The following is a 17,117-nucleotide window of genomic DNA, read 5'->3' on the forward strand; positions in this document are numbered from 1 at the left end:
AGCAACTGGATCATAAGGTTCCGGTGATCAGCGTCAACACCTCGCGCAAAATTCACAAGCCGGAACATTCACAGACCGAGTGGGCGGTTCGTGAGTCTATGAGTGGTTCCGATGTCGCCTGATGGTGTGGGCGAAGCCGGAACGTGCCGGTCCGGTGCAGGTCGCCTGCTGGGATCGGTGGGGTGAGTGAACGCAAGCCGTACCAGGGCGACTTGCCCGACGAGCAATGGGCGTTGATCGAGCCGGTGCTCACGGCCTGGAAGAACCGGCACCGTTCCGTCAGCGGCCACCAGGGCCGTTACTCGATGCGGGAGATCGTGAACGCGATCCTCTGCCAGTCCCGGACCGGTTGTCAGTGGGCCCTGCTGCCGAACAACCTGCCGCCGAAGAGCGCGACGTACTACTACTTCGCCGCCTGGCGGGACGACGGCACCGACCAGCAGATCCATGAACTCCTGCGCTGCCAGGTGCGGGAGAGAAACCGGCGATTCGGAAGCAACGGGCACGAGCTCCCCCACACAGGTTCACAGCCTCACAGATCACCGCGTCTACCTGGGGAGACAGGGGGTGAGGCTCATGGCTGGAGCCGCGTGTCCGCTGACTCCGAACTTGGACTGGAGTTGGACGACCACTACTGTCGCTGATGCGTCCTCCCGACAGTAGTGAGTTCATGACGAGCCCTCGCCCCGCCGCCTGGTGACGGCTGGGCGGTCGGGCACGGTGGGTTCGTCCGGTGGGTCAGTAGACGATGTTGAAGGTGGCGTCGGCGCGGCCCGTCGCGGTCGAGATCTCATCGAGCTGCAGGGCGAACGACCAGTGCCGCAGGTAGCGTGTCGGGAACCGGGCCGAGCGGAACGACGACCAGTTCCCGTCGGCGAGGCCGGCGACGCGGTGGAACGTGGCGTCACTGGCGAAGTCCGCCGTGCCGTCGTTGCGGACCAGCTTGATCGCGAAGTTCTCCTGCTTCATGTAGTAGCCGGGGAAGTTGACCGACTCGAACGACACGCCGTTGGGGTCGGACAGGCCGGGTCGCAGCCGCCACTGCGCGTCCTGGTAGGGATCGAAGGGCATTTCGCTGATACGGCCGGCGTAGTTTTCGTGGCGGGCGTAGTGGCCGGGGAAGTTGTAGGACTTCAGGAGGTTCCAGCTGGTGCCGCCGTACCGGGCGAGGAGGCGGTCGCGATCGGCGGCGGTGATCGGGTGGACGGTGTTGTGCTTGGCGTTCAGCGGTGCGGTGTACGACTGACGGCCGACCTTGGTCCACGCCCCCGACACCAGGTCGCCCTCCCACAGGTCGAACTTCGCGTTGGGGCAGTAGGTGTCACCCCACAGCGACCAGGTGGACGAAGTGAGCGACTTCACCAGCGTAGGGGCCTCGGTGCACCACTCGTTCTCGGCGACGCCGTCGGTGTACTTGGTGAAGCTGCGCGGTTCCACCGACGTCGAGCGCGCGCCGGCCAGCCGGCCCGTCGCGTTGCTCTTGTAGTAGAGGTAGTTGGATCCGTTGACGTTGGTGACGACGTGGGAGTCGATGATGCCGGAGCCCGCGTCGTGGAATACCACGGGGTCGGTGGCGGTGACGAAGTCGGTCGTGTAGGAGACGGCGATCACCTCGTGCGAGAAGCCCTGCGGGATGGTGGAGAACGTGATGCCGTAGGCGCCTCGGACCGGGTCCCAGTGGATGGCCGGGGCCCAGCTGAAGGAGTCCGGGTTGGTGGCGTTGACCTTCAACAGCCGGTCCGCCGACCAGTTCACCAGGTCCGGCGAGGTCCAGACGTGGATGTTCGGGTTGGGCTTGGTGAAGCTGCTGCCCACGGCGATGTCGGTCGCGAGCACGACCCAGCTGCCGTCGGGCAGCCGGTACAGGAACGGGTCGCGGATGCCCTTGGTGCCCGCGGTGGGAGTGAGGATCGCGTTGTTGTCGTTGAGCGGCGTCCACTCCCGGCCGTCGTCACTGACCGCGAGGTGCAGGGCGTTGATGTTGTCCTGGTACTCAGCCGACTCCTTGAAATAGCCCATCACATAAGCGGAGTCGGCGTCCGCCGCCGCGGCTGTCTGCGCGGGTACGGCCACTCCCGTGGCCAGCGCCACCAGAGCAATGAGGAACGCCGATCTCCTGATCAGTCTTGCCAGCAAGGTCTTTCCTCTCGATGCGTGGTTCTCACAGGCGTGCGACACCGGCGCCCTCCCTCCCTGCACGAAGGAGCGGGAGGGCGCCGCGGGGTCCGTCAGGTCAGCTCCACAGGCGGAAGGTGACGTCGCTGCGCTCTGTGACGTTGGTGATCGTTTCAAGCTTCAGCTGGAAGGCGCAGTACTTGCTGCCGTCGGGTGAGAGCACGAGTGCGGGGTCGCGCACCCCGCGCGTAGTACCCACCGCGATCGGTCAGTTCAGACCGTCCGCGCTCTACGGGAAGTACATCTGCTGGCCGGTCGCTCCCTTGCCGATGAAGTACGTCATCCCAAGCGACTTCGGTGCCAGTGCCGGTGGTGTTCCAGTTGTTGTCCGTCGGGGTTCGTCGCGTCGTCCAGCTGGATGGTCGCGGTGGAGGTGGGTCCCTGAATCCGGTGGGTGAGGGTATTGCGGGCCCAGTACAGGTCGTTGGTGACCGTCGCGGTGCGCAGGGTCAGGCCGTTGTTGACGGACCACTTGTCGTGGTCCGGATTGTGGTTCCCTTCCCACTTCGGTTTCACGGTCGTTCCGTCGAAGGTGTCGACGCCGGTCAGTGGGGTGACCTGGCGGGGGGGGTGCCTCTATGTCTTTGGTCAAGCGAGGCGTGGGGTTCTGGGTTCGTAGAAGGTGCCGTCGCGGAGCATCGCGAAGAGCACGTTGATCCGTTGCCGGGCCAGGCGGAGAAGTGCCTGGGTATGGGTTTTTCCTCGGGCCCGGCATTTGTCGTAGTAGGTGCGGGAGGCGGTGTCGTGCAGGGCGGCGAACGCGGACAGGAACATCGCGCGTTTCAGGACGCGGTTGCCGCCTCGGGGTGCGTGTTCGCCGTGGATCGAGGTCCCGGACGACTTCGTGGTCGGGGCGAGTCCGGCGTAGGAGGCGAGGTGGGCGGCGGTGGGGAAGCCGGTGCCGTCGCCGACGGTGACCAGCAGGGTGGCGGCGGTCCTGACGCCGACGCCGGGCAGCGACGTCAGGACCTTGGAAAGAGGGTGGGCCTCCAGCAGGGCGCTGATCTGGGCTTCTGTGGCCCGGCGTTGTTCGTGGACGGCGCCGAGCGAGCGGGCCAGCGACGGGATGACGATGTCGAGGGTGCCGGTGCCGGGAACGACGACGGTCTGTTCGTCGAGCGCGTCGAAGACGTCGTCGATCAGCCGTGTGGCCATGCGCGGGGCCTTGGGCCGGATCACCTCGACGAGTCTGCGGCGTCCGGCTTTGCGCAGGGCGGCCGGGGATCCGTAGCGTTCGAGGAGCCAGGTGACGGCCTGGTGGTCGAGCCGGGGGCCGAGGACGCGTTCCAGGGACGGGTGGAACTGGGTGAGCAGGCCGCGGATGCGGTTGCTGGTGCGGGTGGCCTCGGCCGCCAGGTCCTGGTCGAAGCCGACGAGGACCGTGAGCTCGGCGGTGATCTCGTCGGTGAGTTCCAGCGAGCGCAGGGTGTGCGGCATGGTGCGGGCCGCGTCGGCGATCACGGCCGCGTCGCGGGCGTCGGTCTTGGCCTCGCCGGGGTAGAGGTCGGCGATCCGCCGCATCGACAGGCCGGGCAAGTAGGCGACCTTGCAGCCGGTGTCGCGGGCCACCGTCAGCGGGAGGGCTCCGATCGAGGCAGGCTGGTCCACGATCACCAGGACGGCGCCGAACTTGGTCTTCAGTTTCTCGAAGACGTCCCGCAGTTTCGGCTCGGTGTTCGGCAGCTGCTTGTCGAAGACCTTCTTGCCGGCCGGGGTGAGTCCGTGGCCGTGGTGGTGGCTCTTGCCGACGTCCAGGCCCAGGAAGACACCTATCTCGTCGTACTCCATCAAGCCGTCCTCCCGAACGGGGTTGTGCGGTGCCGGCCTCGGCGTTGGCGTCGTGCGCGCATCCACGTTATGCAGACCTGCCGCCCGCGAGCGGCCTGGCGTTACGCCAGGCCAGGCGGTGGTCAGACCTCTCATCAGCGTCTCCAACGGCGCCTCTCGGACCCGGTGACACCACCCCCCAGGTCATCCGTTCGACAGGGGGGAACAGTCATGCCGGGCCCGGAGGCCAGCGGTCCCCTTGCAGGACCGCGGAAAACATAACGGGGGGGGCGGCAGGGCGGGGGGCGGCAGGGCGGGGGCTGGGGTACGACGTGCCCCAGGCGCGGCCTACGAGTTGGACGACGGGCCGGCCGCGCCAGGCCCAATAGGAGGACCACGGCCGCGCGGCACAGGCGCGGGCGTGGGCATGGGGGGGCCGGCGACGAGCAGCGCCGCCAACGCGGCCAGGGCCGTGACCACGGCGGCGAGCACCGCGGACGGGTGTCTGAGGCTGAAGCTACGTCTGTGCATAAGGACCTCGTCATCCTTGAGCAAGCGGCTCCGGTTCGGCCCGTCCGGAGGCGGTGTGGTGCGGCCCTAGAGTGTTCGATATAGCGAACGTAGGTCGAAGTGTCGAGCAACTGGATAATAGGGTTCCGGTGATCAGCGTCAACACCTCGCGCAAAATTCGCAAGCCGGAACGTTCACAGACTGAAACCAGGCCGCCTCAAGTTCCGTCCTTGTGCGGGTCTTTGGCTGAGGATCAGGTAGCGGTGCGGGCGCGGGATTGGACAGGCACCGTTGCAGTACTTGTTGCCGCCGCTCCCGAAAAGGTTGCCGCCCGGTCCAAGTCCTTTTTCGGACTCCCTGCCGGCCGTGCGACCTCGGGCGACGCCCACGGCCGCCATCGCCCGCGCCGTCACGCGCTGGATCCTCACGCGCCCCGACGCTCTACCTGAAGGCGACCGGCTCCACCTCAAAGCTGCCTTGGCCAACTGCCCCGAACTGACAGCACTCGCCGAGCGACGTCCGCTCCTTCGCCCACATGCCCACCCACCTGCAAGGCGACCGACTCCCCGAATGGATCGCAGCAGCCAGCGCCACCGCCGAACTGCCCAGCCTCCGCCACTTCGCTCAGCACCTCCTGCGCGACCTCGACGCCGCCACCGCCGGCCTCACCCTCCCCTGGAACTCCGGCGTCATGGAGGGCCATGTCAGCAGGATCAAAAGATGCTCAAGCGCCAGATGTTCGGCCGCGCAGGTTTCGATCTCCTACGCAAACGGGTTCTACTGGCGTGACCGAGCGTCACCGGACCACAAGAAGTGGACCAGAGCCGCTTCTCACCCACACCATCACGGGCCCGAGCCGAAGAGCCCGGCGAGGCCGGCTGATGTCTGCGGCTACGAACTCGACGGCCCGCCGCCCGGAGGGCGGCGGGCCGTCCCCGGTGGCGCGGAGGTCGGGATCAGGTCCGTCTTCGCGATACGGACGGTTGCCTCCCTGTCCCCATTTGGACTCGGGATCGAACGGGACGCAGGTATGTACTTGCTGCCGTAGTGGCGTCCTGCGGCCACGACTTGAGGATGACGGACCGCGATCTCGGCGAACCGGTCGATGGTCATCGTCTTTCCGTTGTCGGTGAGTAGATAGGTTCCATGCCCCGCCGATCGCCCGCAAAGTGGAGTCGATGCACGAGATCACCGTGGGCAGGGTCCAGTCCCAGACCGGATCACCACCCGGAAGCGGGACCACGCCAGTCACGCGCAGAACAACAGCGTCTCGCGCTCGCTTCCACTGCCCGGGCCAGGCACTTTCGGCCCCATCCCCAGTCGAACTGCGACCAGAGACCGGGCTCGGCGATCCACGGCCGGTAAGTACGACGGTGGCCGGCCCGCCACCGTTCCTTCGCCCGCGCGACCGCCCGCCGCGTCGTCCGCTCGTCCCCAGTGAACCCCAGTAGCTGGAGGCGTTCGTGGAGCTTGTCGGCTCGCACCGTGCGCTGCGGCCGGTCGACCCACTCCTCGATCTTCGGCATGAATGGGTCGATCTAGGATCTTGTGCTGTCCGCTCTCAACTCCTAGGATCCATGCCGTCCGAAGGGTCGGTTCACGTTCGCAGTATCGAACACGCCAGGCCGAAGCGGCTTGCGCATGGTGCACATGCCGGGCATGACAGCACCCGCATCATCCGTACCAGTAAGGCTCTCCCCCACACGCCAAGTGCCGGACTTGGAAGGGTGCACCCGGCATTCGTGCGGCGAGCCCCGATCGCCTCCCGGAGCATCGTGTGTGTGACGTCGCCCGCACCATGCCCACGCCCGCGCCTGTGCCGCGCGGCCGTGGTCCTCCTATTGGGCCTGGCGCGGCCGGCCCGTCGTCCAACTCGTAGGCCGTGCCTGGGGCACGTCGTATCCCAGCCCCGTCCTGCCGCCCCCACCCCACCAGGTCACCCCACTGACCGGCGGCGACACCTTCGACGGAACGACCGTGAAACCGAGGGACGGCCTGACCCTGCGCACCGCGACGGTCACCAACGACCTGTACTGGGCCCGCAATACCCTCACCCACCGGATTCAGGGACCCACCTCCACCGCGACCATCCAACTGGACTAGGCGACCACTCGGTGGCTCCGTCCGTATCGCACGGTTCGCGCTGACCACACCCCGAGCGCAGCAACGCCCCTCCCCCGCATCTGACCAGCCGCTCAGTCCCCGACCCGCAGCACCAGGAAGGACCACACCATGGCCAGTACCGCCGTCCATGGGCCAACGGCTCACCCGACCGCAGTGAGATCACCCGCCACCGGTACGAGACTCACCCGGGCAGCCGCCTGGGTGGTGGGCCTCCTGCTGGTATTCGCCGTCGTTCCCGCCGCGGTGCAGCCCACCGCGGCCAGGGCCGACAACCCGATCGTGCAGCACGTCTACACCGCCGACCCTGCCCCACTGGTGCACAACGGACGGGTCTACCTCTACACCGGGCACGACGAGGACGGCTCCACCTCCTTCGTGATGAAGGACTGGCGGGTGTGGTCCTCCGCCGACATGGTCAACTGGACCGACCACGGCTCACCGCTCAGCCTGAACACCTTCAGCTGGGCGTCCACCGACGCGTGGGCGGGCCAGGCCATCGAACGAGGCGGCAAGTTCTACTGGTACGTGCCGGTGACGGCCCGGGCGACCGGCCGGATGGCCATCGGCGTGGCGGTGTCGGACAGCCCCACCGGCCCGTTCCGGGACGCCCTCGGACACCCGCTGATGGAGAACACTGAGATCGACCCGACCGTCTTCATCGACGACGACGGCCAGGCCTACCTGTACTGGGGCAACCCGAACCTGTGGTACGTCAAGCTGAACGCGGACATGACCTCCTACGCAGGCAGCCCCGCCCAAATTCCGCTCACCACCGCCGGGTTCGGAACCCGCACCGACAACCCCGACCGCCCCACGCTGTACGAAGAAGCACCCTGGATCTACAAGCGCAACGGCCTGTACTACATGGTGTTCGCGGCCAAGTGCTGCTCGGAGTTCATCGCCTACTCCACGGCACCCAGCCCGACCGGGCCGTGGACCTACCGTGGAACAGTCATGCCCACCCAGGGCACCAGCTTCACCAACCACGCGGGCATCGTGGACTTTCAAGGCAACTCATATTTCTTCTACCAAAACGGCGCCCTCCCGGGAGGCGGCAACTTCACCCGCTCGGTCGCAGTGGAGAAGTTCTCCTACAACGCTGACGGAACGATCCCGACGATCAACATGACGAACACCGGTGCACCCCAGCTCGGCACGCTCAATCCGTACGTACGCCAGGAGGCCGAGACGATCGCCTGGGGTTCCGGGATCGAGACCGAATGGACCAGTGACGGCGGAATGAACGTCGGCTGGATCGAAAACGGCGACTACATCAAGGTCAAGGGAGTGGCCTTCGGGCCGGGCGCGTCCTCCTACACTGCGCGCGTGGCCTCCGCCACCGGCGGCGGCACCGTCGAGCTGCGCGTGGGCAGTCCGAGCGGGACGGTCGTGGGCCGGTGCAGTGTGCCGAACACCGGCGGCTGGCAGGCCTGGACCACGGTGAACTGCCCAGTGAGCGGCGTGACGGGGACCCAGGACCTCTACCTGCGGTTCACCGGCGGCAGCGGCTACCTGTTCAACATGAACTGGTGGCAGTTCACCCGCGCTGCCTAACCGCACCGCGTCGACTTGCTCCCCGGGCCGAAGCCTGAGGATTCCGGCCTTCCCGTCCGAGGACTGTGCCGCTACCTGGCGCAGTCCTCGGACGGGACTCCGTGGCTTCCTGCTTCCAGGCTGTAACCGCCAGCCCGGCGGCCGTCCCCGTCCTCGCCGACGAGGCCCGTGACACCCACGCCGGTCACCAGAGCGACCCCGTGGTCCGTGTGCAGGCGGCTCAGGATGCCGGCGGCTTTGGGTCCCAACTGACGTAGCAGCGGCTTCTGTTCGGACTCGACGATGGGCACCTCGTGTCCGAGGCGCCTCCCACCACGACGACCCGGCCGGGCCGGGACAGGTCCTCGCGCAATCGGCGTGCGTCGTCGAGCGTGCGGAGGGTGTGCACGCCGCGCAGCCGCGGCATTCCGGGGAGTGTGCGAGCGCGGGCTCCCGTGGCGATGACCACACCGTCCGTGTGCAGGCTTCGCCCGTCGGCGAGGGTGAGCGCCCCTGAGGCTGGATCGAGGGCGGTGGCGCGGGTACCGAGCAGCCATTCGGCGTCGAGCACGGCACGCAGGTCTTCGTCCGTCAGCGCGATGTCCTGGCTCTCGCACTTGCCCAGCAGGACCTGCTTGGACAACGGAGGCCGGTCGTAGGGCTGCGCGGCTTCCTCGCCGACCAGCACGAGACGCCCGTCGTAGCCTTCGGTGCGGAGGGCGGTCTTCCACCCCCACTCGAACCAACAGCGCCTCACGGCGCGAACGAAAATCTTGCCAGAGCCGCGTTCACACGTACGGCGACAGTTGCACTCCCTTTCTCTGCGCCCTGGCTCTCAGGACGCTCACTCACCACGTCTGGCACCGGCTCGCTTCCATGGCTCTCAAGGTTCAGCCGGCGGAACGGCCGCCGTCGATGACCCAGATTTGACCGGTGACATGACCGGCCTCGGCATCGTCGAGGAGAAAGGCGGCGACGTTGGCGATCTCCTGCGGGGTTCCGAGCCGACCCTGGGGGACCTGGCCGGCGAGCATCTCGAGCAGGTCGGCTGGGGCGTTGTCCAGGATGGGCGTGTGGGTCACGCCCGGGGCGACGGCGTTGACGCGGATGTTCTGGGTCGCGTACTCGAGGGCCGCGACGCGGGTCATCATCACCGACGCGCCCTTGGAGACGATGTAGGCGGAATTCAGGGGTGTGGCGCGGAAGCCGCCGATGGAGGCGGTGTTGACCACGGCGCCGCCTCCACTTTCCAGCATGAGCCGCACCCCGGCCTGGAGGACCAGGTAGGCGCCACGGACGTTGATGGCCAGGACCTTGTCGAAGGTCTGGACGGGGTACTCATGCAGCGGCTGCGTCGCGCCGCCGATCCCCGCATTGTTGGCCAGGAGGTCCAGACCACCGAACTCGGTGCGGATCCAGTCCTCGGTAGCACGCACATCGGCCTCGTCGGCGACGTCGAGATGCCGGGCCGTGGCCCTGTCCCCGAGTTCGGCGGCCAGCTCGTCCTGCCGGCCGCTCACGTCGGTGACGATGACGCGCGCGCCGTCGGCGACCAGGCGTATGGCGATCGCCCGCCCGATGCCCGAGCCGGCTCCGGTGACCAGCGCGATCTTGTTCTCGAATCGTTCCATGAACTCTGTGCTCCTGTTTCTTCGGGTAGAGGGAGACCGCGGCAGAACCTCCTTGGAGAGGCGCCCGGGGGCACCCGTCATCCAGGGCTTCCCCAGGCGGCCGCCGCGCCGGACCGCCCCATGGCCCGGCGCCTTTCGGGGCCGGCCGCCCTGCAGCCCGGGGTTCGGGGAACATCAGACCCGGGCGGCCTCGCGCTCCCTGTTCGGATCCGGTGCTTTTGCGTCGAGCTGCTTGGCCAGCTCCTCGCCTTCCTCTGATCGCTGACCGGCTTCCATGCTCACTGACCAGGAACTTCGGGGCCCCGGGATACCCGGTCACACCCAGTCACACCTGCGCCCATCGGCGGACTCCTCATTGCGCAAGTACAGGCGCTCGCCTGCTCAGGGGATGAGGGCGAATTCCTCGACGAGGGAGCCGGGGACGTGGTAGCCGGTCTGGTCTCGGACGGTGTCGATGTGCGCGGCCACGTCATCGGCGGTGGCGATCGGAGCGTCGGCGGGGACGTGGTGTCCCGCGGTGACGCCGATGAACACGCGGGCGTAGCGGCCGCGGGCGATGGAGAACGCCTCGTGGCTGTAGGGGTTCTCCTCGCTCGCGAGGTAGCTCGCCATGGCGGTGATCATCTCGGGTTCGGTGTGGGCCGGGGTGGTGGGGACGCCGGCGAGGGTCTCGAGGTTCATGTCCTCGATCATGCGGCTGGTGGCGGCCGGGATGATGGTGTTGACCTTGATGCCGTGGGGGGCGCCTTCGAGGGCGACGACATTGGCCAGGCCCAGGACGGCGCCCTTGGCGGCCGCGTAGTTGGCCTGCTCGGGGCTTCCGAAGATGCCCGAGGCGGACGAGGTGAACACGATGCGCCCGTAGCCCTTGTCGCGCATGACGGCGAAGGCGGGCTGGGTGACGTAGAAGGCGCCCTTGACGTGGACGGCGAGGAGGGCCTCGACGGCCTCAGGGGTGAGGTCGGTGAAGGGCGCGTTGCGGATGTTGCCCGCGTTGTTGATCAGGATGTCGACCGTGCCGAAGGCGTCCAGCGCGGTCTGGACGATGGCCTTGCCACCCTCGGGGGTGGCGACCGAGTCGTAGTTGGCGACGGCCTGCCCGCCGGCCGAGGTGATCTCCTTGACGACCTGGTCGGCCATGGCGCTGCCGCCGCCGTCGCCTGCAATGCTGCCGCCGAGGTCGTTGACGACGACCTTTGCTCCGCGGGCGGCCAGATCGAGGGCATGGGCACGTCCCAGACCCCCTCCTGCCCCGGTGACGATCGCGACGCGTCCATCGAACGAGATACGGGTCATGGTGACGACTTCCTTCTGTGCTTGGGCGTGGTTCTGAGGCCGGAAGGCCCGCCCTGCTGCCACGGTATGCCCACTTGGCACAACATGCCAAGTGGGGCTGACGTGTCACAATAGGTGGCAGTGACCGACGAGTGCGAGGAGAAGGCCGGAATGCCTCAGACCGCCGAGGACAGCACCAGTGCGAAGCCTCAGCAGGATCTCCGCCGTCGGCGCCGGGCATCCATGCAGAGCGACCTCGCCCTGTGTGCTGTCGACCTCTTCGAACGCCAAGGCTTCGCGGAGACCACCGTCGAGCAGATCGCGGCTGCCGCCGGCATCTCCCTGCGCACCTTCTACCGGCACTGCGCGGTCAAGGAGGAGGCCCTGACTCCCCTGCTTGTCGAGGGTGTCAACACCCTTGTGGAGGTCCTCGCGGAACGCCCCGCGGACGAGCCCCTTCGCGACGCCGCCCAGGCCGCACTCCTGGCCAGCAGTACCAGCACCTCCAGAGGCGACCTGCGCCGTATCGCACGGCTGATGCTCGGCGAACCCGCTCTCAAGGCCCGCTGGCTCGCCGCCGGCCGCCGCGCCCAGGACCTGCTGACCCCCGTCATCGCCGAGCGGCTCGGCCCGAGTGCCGACACCCTCGCCGCATCGGCCACCGCCGGCATGCTCGTCAACGTCTCGACCACCGCCCTCGAATACTGGGCCGGTCACCCCGACGCCGGAACCCTCGCCGACGTCACCACCGCCGCGTACACCGCCATCGCGAACTTCAACCACCCCCGAGCCGGCGCCCGCGCCGCCGACGACAGGAAGTAGCCACCCACCACCACCCCCTCGTGACTGTCCGGCATGCTCCCGTCGGCGGTGGTTCCACCATCGGCCGGATCGACCTGCGCCACCCGCCCGGCATCGGCTCCCGCGGATGAACTGGCCCCCACACAGGGACCTTCGCGACAGGCGCCATCACAGCCCTGACCGCCACACGGTTGCAGCGTTGGCCGTCGATGTCCCAAGGAGATCAAGAGGCAGGCGAGACCGTGCCCGTCATGGCTCGCCAGAGCCATTCACGTCTCGACAAAGCAGCCCAGGATGAACAGGTCACCCCCGCCTGACACGCCGGCCGATGCGGCAGGATCTGGACGACAGGGGGAGCTGCGCCGAGGCTTGCAGAAAGCGCCGCGGCGTCATGGAGTACTCCCAGCACAACGACGGCGGACCGCAGACGGAGCCGACGACACGGTCAGGCTGTCTCGCCGGACACCAAGGTGACGAGGGGACCGAGTTCCGGCCATGAGGCGCTGGCGTCGTCGTGGACGCCGCTGCGCGCCGGTCCGCGTAACGGCGGCGGAGGTGGGCGATCAGGACGACGGGGTGGCGGCCGGGCAGCAGATCGACCGGGCGCCGCGTCTCGATGTCCACCAGAATCGTGCCGTAGACGCGTCCCTTGCGCAGGGCGAACTCGTCCACCCCGAGCACCCGCGGCGTACTCGTTTGCGGCTCGGCCAGCTGCCGTATCAGCCGCAACAGTGTCGACCGACTAGCCCTGACCTTCAAGGCGTTGGCCAAGCGGGGGCGCTGTCACGTTGGTTGACTGGATGGGATGATCTTCTGGTTGATCGTGCGGGAGGGGCTGTTCGTGGGGGCCGTGTCGCCGTCGTACAAGGGGCACCGGTACCCGGTCGAGATCATCTCCCACTGCGTGTGGCTGTACTTCCGCTTCCCTCTCAGCTTCCGCGAGGTCGAGGAGCTGCTGCTCGAGCGCGGGATCGTCGTCTCCTATGAAACGGTCCGCCGCTGGTGTGTGAAGTTCGGGCAGGCCTACGCAGGCGCGCTGCGCCGCCGACAGCCCCGGCCCGGTGACAAGTGGCACCTGGACGAGGTATTCGTCAAGATCAATGGTGAGCAGAAGTACCTGTGGCGGGCCGTCGACCAGGACGGCAACGTCCTGGACATCCTCGTGCAGAACCGCCGGGACACCGCCGCGGCCAGGCGCTTCTTCCGCCGCCTGCTGAAGAACACGGGTGCGGTGTCGCGGGTGGTCATCACCGACAAGCTCCGCTCCTCCGGAGCGGCCCACCGTGAGGTCATGCCCTCGGTGGAGCACCGCTCCCACAAGGGCCTGAACAACCGGGCCGAGAACAGCCACCAGCCAACGCGGCAGCGCGAACGCGCGATGAAAGGCTTCCGCAGCACCGGCGCAGCCCAGCGGTTCCTGTCCGCGTTCAGCGGCATCTCACCCCACTTCCGACCCCGCCGCCACCTGATGACCGCGCCCGGCTACCGAGCCGAGATGACCATTCGCTTCGCGATCTGGGACCAGGCAACCGGCCGGCCCGCAGCGGCCTGAGCAACAGGCCCCGAGCCCGACTGAACCACGCCTCGACACACCGTCAGGCCCTATCCCACCCAACAACGTGACAACGCCCTCGAGCTCGGCCACCCGAGCCTCGAGCTGCAGGCAGGATCCGCTCGTCCGGTTCCGCGGACGGCATCACCTGCGTGGGGCGGGCCGCGTCCGGGCCGGCGCCGCGGCGTTCGCGGTCCCGCAGCACCCAGCTCCGCAGCATGTTCCTGTTGATGCCCAGGTCTGCGGCGATGCTCTTGTAGGTCGCCCTGGGTGTGGACTCGAACAGGGCCACGGCGTCGGCCTTGAACTCGTCCGAGTAGTCCTTCATCGCCATCGGTGGTCTTCTCGCTTCCTCCGGATCAAACAGATCCAGTATCAGCGTGTCCACCACTCAGGGGGAGGCTCCCTAGGGGCTCCCCCCTTCATCCCTTCACCGCGCCTGCTGTCATGCCCGCAACGATGTGTCGGTTGAAAAGCAGGAACATGACCAGCGGGGGCACGGTGATGAGCAGGATGTCCATGAAGAGCAGGTTGTAGCTGGTGTTGAACTGACTCTGGAAGTTGAACAGCGTCAGCTGCACCGTCGCGTGCTCCTCGCCGGGCAGGAAGTACAGCGGGCTTGTGAAGTCGTTGAAGATCGCCACGGACTGCACGACCACCACGGTCACGACCACTGAGCGGAGCGTCGGGAAGATGACTCGGAAGAAGAGCCGCATCGGTGACGCGCCGTCGATGATCGCGGCCTCGTCGAGCTCGCGCGGGATGGTCGAGATGAACGCGCGGAAGAGCAGGATCGAGAAGGACAGTCCGAAGGCGATTTCCACGAGGATGAGCCCGGGAAGCGTGTCGAACAGGCCTATCCCCTGCAACACCCAGATCGTGGGCAGGACAGCCGGCGGGATGATCAGACCGGCGAGAACCAGGAAGTTGATCAGGCCCGTCCACCGGGTAACCCGTCGTTGCAGTACGAAGGCGACCATCGCACCGAGGACGACGAGCGCCGCCACGCTGACCACGGTCAGCACCACGCTGTTGATGAACGCGATGATGAGGATGTAATCGCGCGCTTTGACGACGTCGATGAAGTTCGACACCAACTGGAAATTCCGTGGCCAGGAGAAGTCGAGGAGTGACGCCTGCTGGGGGTCCTTCACGGCCGTGAGCACGATGAACGCGAACGGGATGACGAAGACGACGACACTGACCAGAACCGCCAGGGCCCCGGACCAGGCTCGGGTGGAGTTTCTCAACGCTCGACCTCCTTGCGGGAAAGGAACCGGGCCAGCGGGACGATGATCGCCGTGACGACCAGGAAGAGGATGACGTTGCCGGCCGTCGAGAGCCCGTAGAAGCCCGCCTGGTACTGCTTGTAGATCACGGAGGCGACCACATCGGAACTGAAACCGGGCCCGCCGCGGGTCATCGCCCAGATGAGGTCGAACGACCGTAGGCCTCCGATCAGCGAGAGGATGACCACCGTGGACGTTGCGGGCCAACTCAGAGGCAGAATGACGTTCCGGAACAGCGCAAGGGGTCCCGCGCCGTCGATCTTCGCCGCCTCGAGGTAGTCCTGCGGGATCGACACGATGCCTGCGATGTAGATGACGGTCGCGAGGCCCACACCCTTCCAGACGTCGACGAGAGCGACCGAGATCAGGGCGAACGAGGGATCCGTCAGCCACCCGGGGCCGTGGACACCGACCGCCGAGAGGGCCTTGTTCAGTAGACCACTGGGATCCATGAGGGCGGTGAACGTGATGCCGACACCGACAGTGCTGACCAGTACCGGGAAGAACACCACTGAGCGGAGGTATCCGCGGGCCCGGATCTGACTGGTCAGCAGAAGCCCCAGCAGGAGCCCCAGGACCACCTTGAGCGCCGAGGTGACCATGGCGTAGATGAAAGTGTTGACGAAGCCCTGGATCAGCGCGGGCTCCTGGAAGAACTCGGTGAAGTTGTCCAGACCGATGAACTTGGAGTCGAAGATCGTCCACCTGGTCAGACTGAAGTAGAACGAGGCGAACGTCGGGACGATGAAGAGCGCCCCGTAGATCACCGCTGCCGGCAGGTAGAACCAGGACGGGTAGGGGCTGTGCTTCCGTCTGGTCCGGCGCTTCTTGACCACGGTGTGCGCCCGCTCGGCCGGCGGCGCGGTGGTCGTTTCGGCTGTGGTCATCGACCGACCTTTCTCGGTCGCCCGGCCGGCTCCGACCCGTGCCGGAGCCGACGGACGACTCTTCCCTGTGTCACCACCCGGGCAGACCGAGCTGCTGAGCCTGCTTCTTGACGTCCTTGTCGTACTGCGACGCGCCGCTATGGGCGCTCGTCATGCCGGAGCCGACCTGGACGCAGATCTGTTCCAGGTTCGGTCCCTTGACCGGGGAGGCGAACTCCAGGGCAGGGCTCTGGTCACCCTTGGCGAAGTAGGCCGCCACGTCCTTGGTGGCGGTCGGCACCGTCGAGGGCAGAGTGCAGCCCTTGACCAGGTAGGGGCCGGTCGGTGTCGCCGCCTTGGTCTGCGACGCGCAGCCGGCCGGGCTCGCGACGAACGCGAGCAGTTTCTTGACCGCGGTGAGCTTGTCCCCGGTGGTGGACTTCGGGACGTACAGACCATAGGGATACCAGGCGGTCATGCCGTTGGCGGAGGGATTGTCACCCGGCAGAGCGAAGAAGCCGATGTCGTTGGCTTGCTGCGGGTTGGTCGCCTGGAGCGCGCTGAGGACGACCGAGAGCATCGGGTACTGAGCGCCCTTACCCGTGGCCAGCATCTGCAGGCCCTTGACGAGCGTCGAGGACGCGTAGTCAGAGTTCTGCAGTCCCAGATCATGGATTTGCCGCAGGTGATTGAAGCCCTTGACCGCGTTCGCGTCCGACGCGTACGACGCCTTGTTCTCGGTGTACTTCCGTGCGAATTCCGGCTCTGCTGCCGCGACGTTGTGGTAGTCGCCCAGGACGAGAACCTGGGCGGTCCAGGTGTCCTGGTAGGTCTGGATGACCGGAGCGATTCCCGCGGCCTTGATCTTCTTGCTGTTCGAGATGAAATCGGCCCACGTCTTCGGCACCGTCAGACCGAGCTTGGCGTAGACCTTCTTGTTGTAGAGGACGCCGCCGCCGTATGTCGATCCGTAGGGGACCCCGTACACCTGGCCGCCCACCGACACCTGGGGGAGGAAGGATTTGTCGACGTCGTCGAGGTACGAGTCCTTGGTGAGCGGCGTGAGGTTCTGCTTCGGGTTGATCTGCTGGAACAACGAGCCCGAGTTGTAGGCGAAGACATCGTCCATCGTGTTCGTCTGCAGCCGCGTCTTGACGAGGTTGTCACCGTCCACGCTTACCGGACGGGTCTCCATCTTCACCTTGATCTGCGGATTCTTCGCTTCGAAATCCTTGATCAGTCGCTGAGTGGACTGGACGCTGTCCGGTGTGTTGTCGACGAGCAGTTTGATCGTCGTCCCGCTCCCACTGTCGTTGGATGAGCCGAGGGAGCCGGCGCTACAGCCGGCCAGAAGGAGAGGGAGAACGGCGGCCGCGACAAGGGCCGTTCTCCCCTTCCCGGAAGTGCTTGACCTCATGAGTGGTCCTCCAGCGAATTGGATCGTTTCAGCCGATGAGCCGAGAAAGGGGGCGGGCAAGATGGGAGGACAGTGCCTGCCTGTTCGAGGATTCAATCGCTGGGGGCTGTCTGAGGACCATTGGGAGAATTCCAAGGAAGCGGGCGCTGAACTGGCGAAGTCCCGAATCGGCGATTT

The 17,117-nt window shown here is 66.9% G+C and carries 14 protein-coding genes and 4 pseudogenes; 5 read left to right on the forward strand and 13 right to left on the reverse strand.

Annotation, left to right across the window (positions count from 1 at the left end; translation table 11 throughout):
• Positions 1-182 precede the first annotated feature (182 nt).
• Positions 183-488, forward strand: a pseudogene (locus tag H295_RS42570) (transposase); the annotation flags it as partial.
• A gap of 250 nt (positions 489-738) precedes the next feature.
• On the opposite strand, the gene H295_RS0101420 reads toward H295_RS42570, so the two are convergent.
• The 5 genes and pseudogenes from H295_RS0101420 to H295_RS47750 form a co-directional block, all read right to left on the reverse strand.
• Positions 739-2,091 (reverse strand): glycoside hydrolase family 43 protein, encoded by a 1,353-nt coding sequence (locus H295_RS0101420; RefSeq protein WP_020133558.1) that lies wholly within the window; start codon positions 2,089-2,091, stop codon positions 739-741.
• A 142-nt stretch (positions 2,092-2,233) separates the two neighbouring features.
• Positions 2,234-2,356 carry a hypothetical protein gene (locus H295_RS48530; protein ID WP_020133559.1) on the reverse strand — a complete coding sequence of 41 codons (123 nt, stop codon included), beginning with the start codon at positions 2,354-2,356 and terminating at the stop codon, positions 2,234-2,236.
• Between the two features lie 140 nt (positions 2,357-2,496).
• Positions 2,497-2,745, reverse strand: a pseudogene (locus tag H295_RS0101430) (xylosidase); the annotation flags it as partial.
• A gap of 18 nt (positions 2,746-2,763) precedes the next feature.
• Entirely contained in the window at positions 2,764-3,963 is a 1,200-nt protein-coding gene (locus H295_RS0101435) for an IS110 family transposase (protein WP_020133560.1), read from the reverse strand.
• Between the two features lie 1,440 nt (positions 3,964-5,403).
• Positions 5,404-5,990, reverse strand: a pseudogene (locus tag H295_RS47750) (IS21 family transposase); the annotation flags it as partial.
• A 304-nt stretch (positions 5,991-6,294) separates the two neighbouring features.
• Between H295_RS47750 and H295_RS45160 the strand changes: the two are divergent.
• Together H295_RS45160 and H295_RS0101450 are read left to right on the forward strand one after the other, a co-directional pair.
• Positions 6,295-6,552: pseudogene (locus H295_RS45160) on the forward strand (xylosidase); the annotation flags it as partial.
• 228 nt (positions 6,553-6,780) lie between these two features.
• Entirely contained in the window at positions 6,781-8,130 is a 1,350-nt protein-coding gene (locus H295_RS0101450) for a family 43 glycosylhydrolase (protein WP_020133563.1), read from the forward strand.
• A 71-nt stretch (positions 8,131-8,201) separates the two neighbouring features.
• On the opposite strand, the gene H295_RS48535 is transcribed toward H295_RS0101450, so the two are convergent.
• From H295_RS48535 to H295_RS0101465, 4 genes are all read right to left on the reverse strand, one after another.
• On the reverse strand, positions 8,202-8,420 hold the full coding sequence (locus H295_RS48535) for a hypothetical protein (RefSeq protein ID WP_324606044.1): 219 nt from the start codon (positions 8,418-8,420) through the stop codon (positions 8,202-8,204).
• Complete coding sequence (locus tag H295_RS0101455) at positions 8,351-8,866, reverse strand: FAD-dependent oxidoreductase (RefSeq protein ID WP_028808947.1); 516 nt, start codon at positions 8,864-8,866, stop codon at positions 8,351-8,353. Before H295_RS0101455 ends, H295_RS48535 begins: the two co-directional genes overlap by 70 nt.
• 133 nt (positions 8,867-8,999) lie before the next feature.
• Positions 9,000-9,740, reverse strand: a complete 741-nt coding sequence (locus H295_RS0101460; protein WP_020133564.1) for an SDR family NAD(P)-dependent oxidoreductase — start codon at positions 9,738-9,740, stop codon at positions 9,000-9,002.
• 381 nt (positions 9,741-10,121) lie between these two features.
• Complete coding sequence (locus tag H295_RS0101465) at positions 10,122-11,036, reverse strand: SDR family NAD(P)-dependent oxidoreductase (RefSeq protein WP_020133565.1); 915 nt, start codon at positions 11,034-11,036, stop codon at positions 10,122-10,124.
• Between the two features lie 150 nt (positions 11,037-11,186).
• Here H295_RS0101465 and H295_RS0101470 point away from each other — a divergent pair, with 150 nt between their 5' ends.
• Positions 11,187-11,837 (forward strand): TetR/AcrR family transcriptional regulator, encoded by a 651-nt coding sequence (locus tag H295_RS0101470; protein WP_051135496.1) that lies wholly within the window; start codon positions 11,187-11,189, stop codon positions 11,835-11,837.
• 784 nt (positions 11,838-12,621) lie between these two features.
• Positions 12,622-13,368, forward strand: coding sequence for an IS6 family transposase (locus H295_RS0101475; protein ID WP_020133567.1), 747 nt, complete (start codon positions 12,622-12,624; stop codon positions 13,366-13,368).
• A gap of 43 nt (positions 13,369-13,411) precedes the next feature.
• Here the strand turns inward: H295_RS0101475 and H295_RS44620 are convergent, their stop codons facing one another.
• The 4 genes from H295_RS44620 to H295_RS0101495 all read right to left on the reverse strand — a co-directional run bounded on the left by H295_RS44620 (position 13,412) and on the right by H295_RS0101495 (position 16,940).
• Positions 13,412-13,759: a transposase gene (locus tag H295_RS44620; RefSeq protein ID WP_158691003.1), complete on the reverse strand. Its 348-nt coding sequence runs from the start codon at positions 13,757-13,759 to the stop codon at positions 13,412-13,414.
• Between the two features lie 31 nt (positions 13,760-13,790).
• Positions 13,791-14,522 (reverse strand): carbohydrate ABC transporter permease, encoded by a 732-nt coding sequence (locus H295_RS0101485; protein WP_234021546.1) that lies wholly within the window; start codon positions 14,520-14,522, stop codon positions 13,791-13,793.
• A gap of 92 nt (positions 14,523-14,614) precedes the next feature.
• Positions 14,615-15,544: a carbohydrate ABC transporter permease gene (locus H295_RS0101490; protein ID WP_020133569.1), complete on the reverse strand. Its 930-nt coding sequence runs from the start codon at positions 15,542-15,544 to the stop codon at positions 14,615-14,617.
• Positions 15,545-15,614: 70 nt separating this feature from the next.
• Positions 15,615-16,940: an ABC transporter substrate-binding protein gene (locus tag H295_RS0101495; protein ID WP_020133570.1), complete on the reverse strand. Its 1,326-nt coding sequence runs from the start codon at positions 16,938-16,940 to the stop codon at positions 15,615-15,617.
• Positions 16,941-17,117: the final 177 nt, after the last annotated feature.

The organism is Streptomyces sp. 351MFTsu5.1, from assembly GCF_000383655.1.
GTDB classification, from domain to species: domain Bacteria; phylum Actinomycetota; class Actinomycetes; order Streptomycetales; family Streptomycetaceae; genus Streptomyces; species Streptomyces griseorubiginosus.

Coding starts and splice junctions, on each gene's coding strand:
- H295_RS0101460 (WP_020133564.1), bottom strand. CDS start 9,740: ATGGAACGATTCGAGAACAAGATCGCGCTGGTCACCGGAGCCGGCTCG.
- H295_RS0101495 (WP_020133570.1), bottom strand. CDS start 16,940: ATGAGGTCAAGCACTTCCGGGAAGGGGAGAACGGCCCTTGTCGCGGCC.
- H295_RS0101465 (WP_020133565.1), bottom strand. CDS start 11,036: ATGACCCGTATCTCGTTCGATGGACGCGTCGCGATCGTCACCGGGGCA.
- H295_RS0101490 (WP_020133569.1), bottom strand. CDS start 15,544: ATGACCACAGCCGAAACGACCACCGCGCCGCCGGCCGAGCGGGCGCAC.
- H295_RS0101435 (WP_020133560.1), bottom strand. CDS start 3,963: ATGGAGTACGACGAGATAGGTGTCTTCCTGGGCCTGGACGTCGGCAAG.
- H295_RS0101475 (WP_020133567.1), top strand. CDS start 12,622: ATGATCTTCTGGTTGATCGTGCGGGAGGGGCTGTTCGTGGGGGCCGTG.
- H295_RS0101470 (WP_051135496.1), top strand. CDS start 11,187: ATGCCTCAGACCGCCGAGGACAGCACCAGTGCGAAGCCTCAGCAGGAT.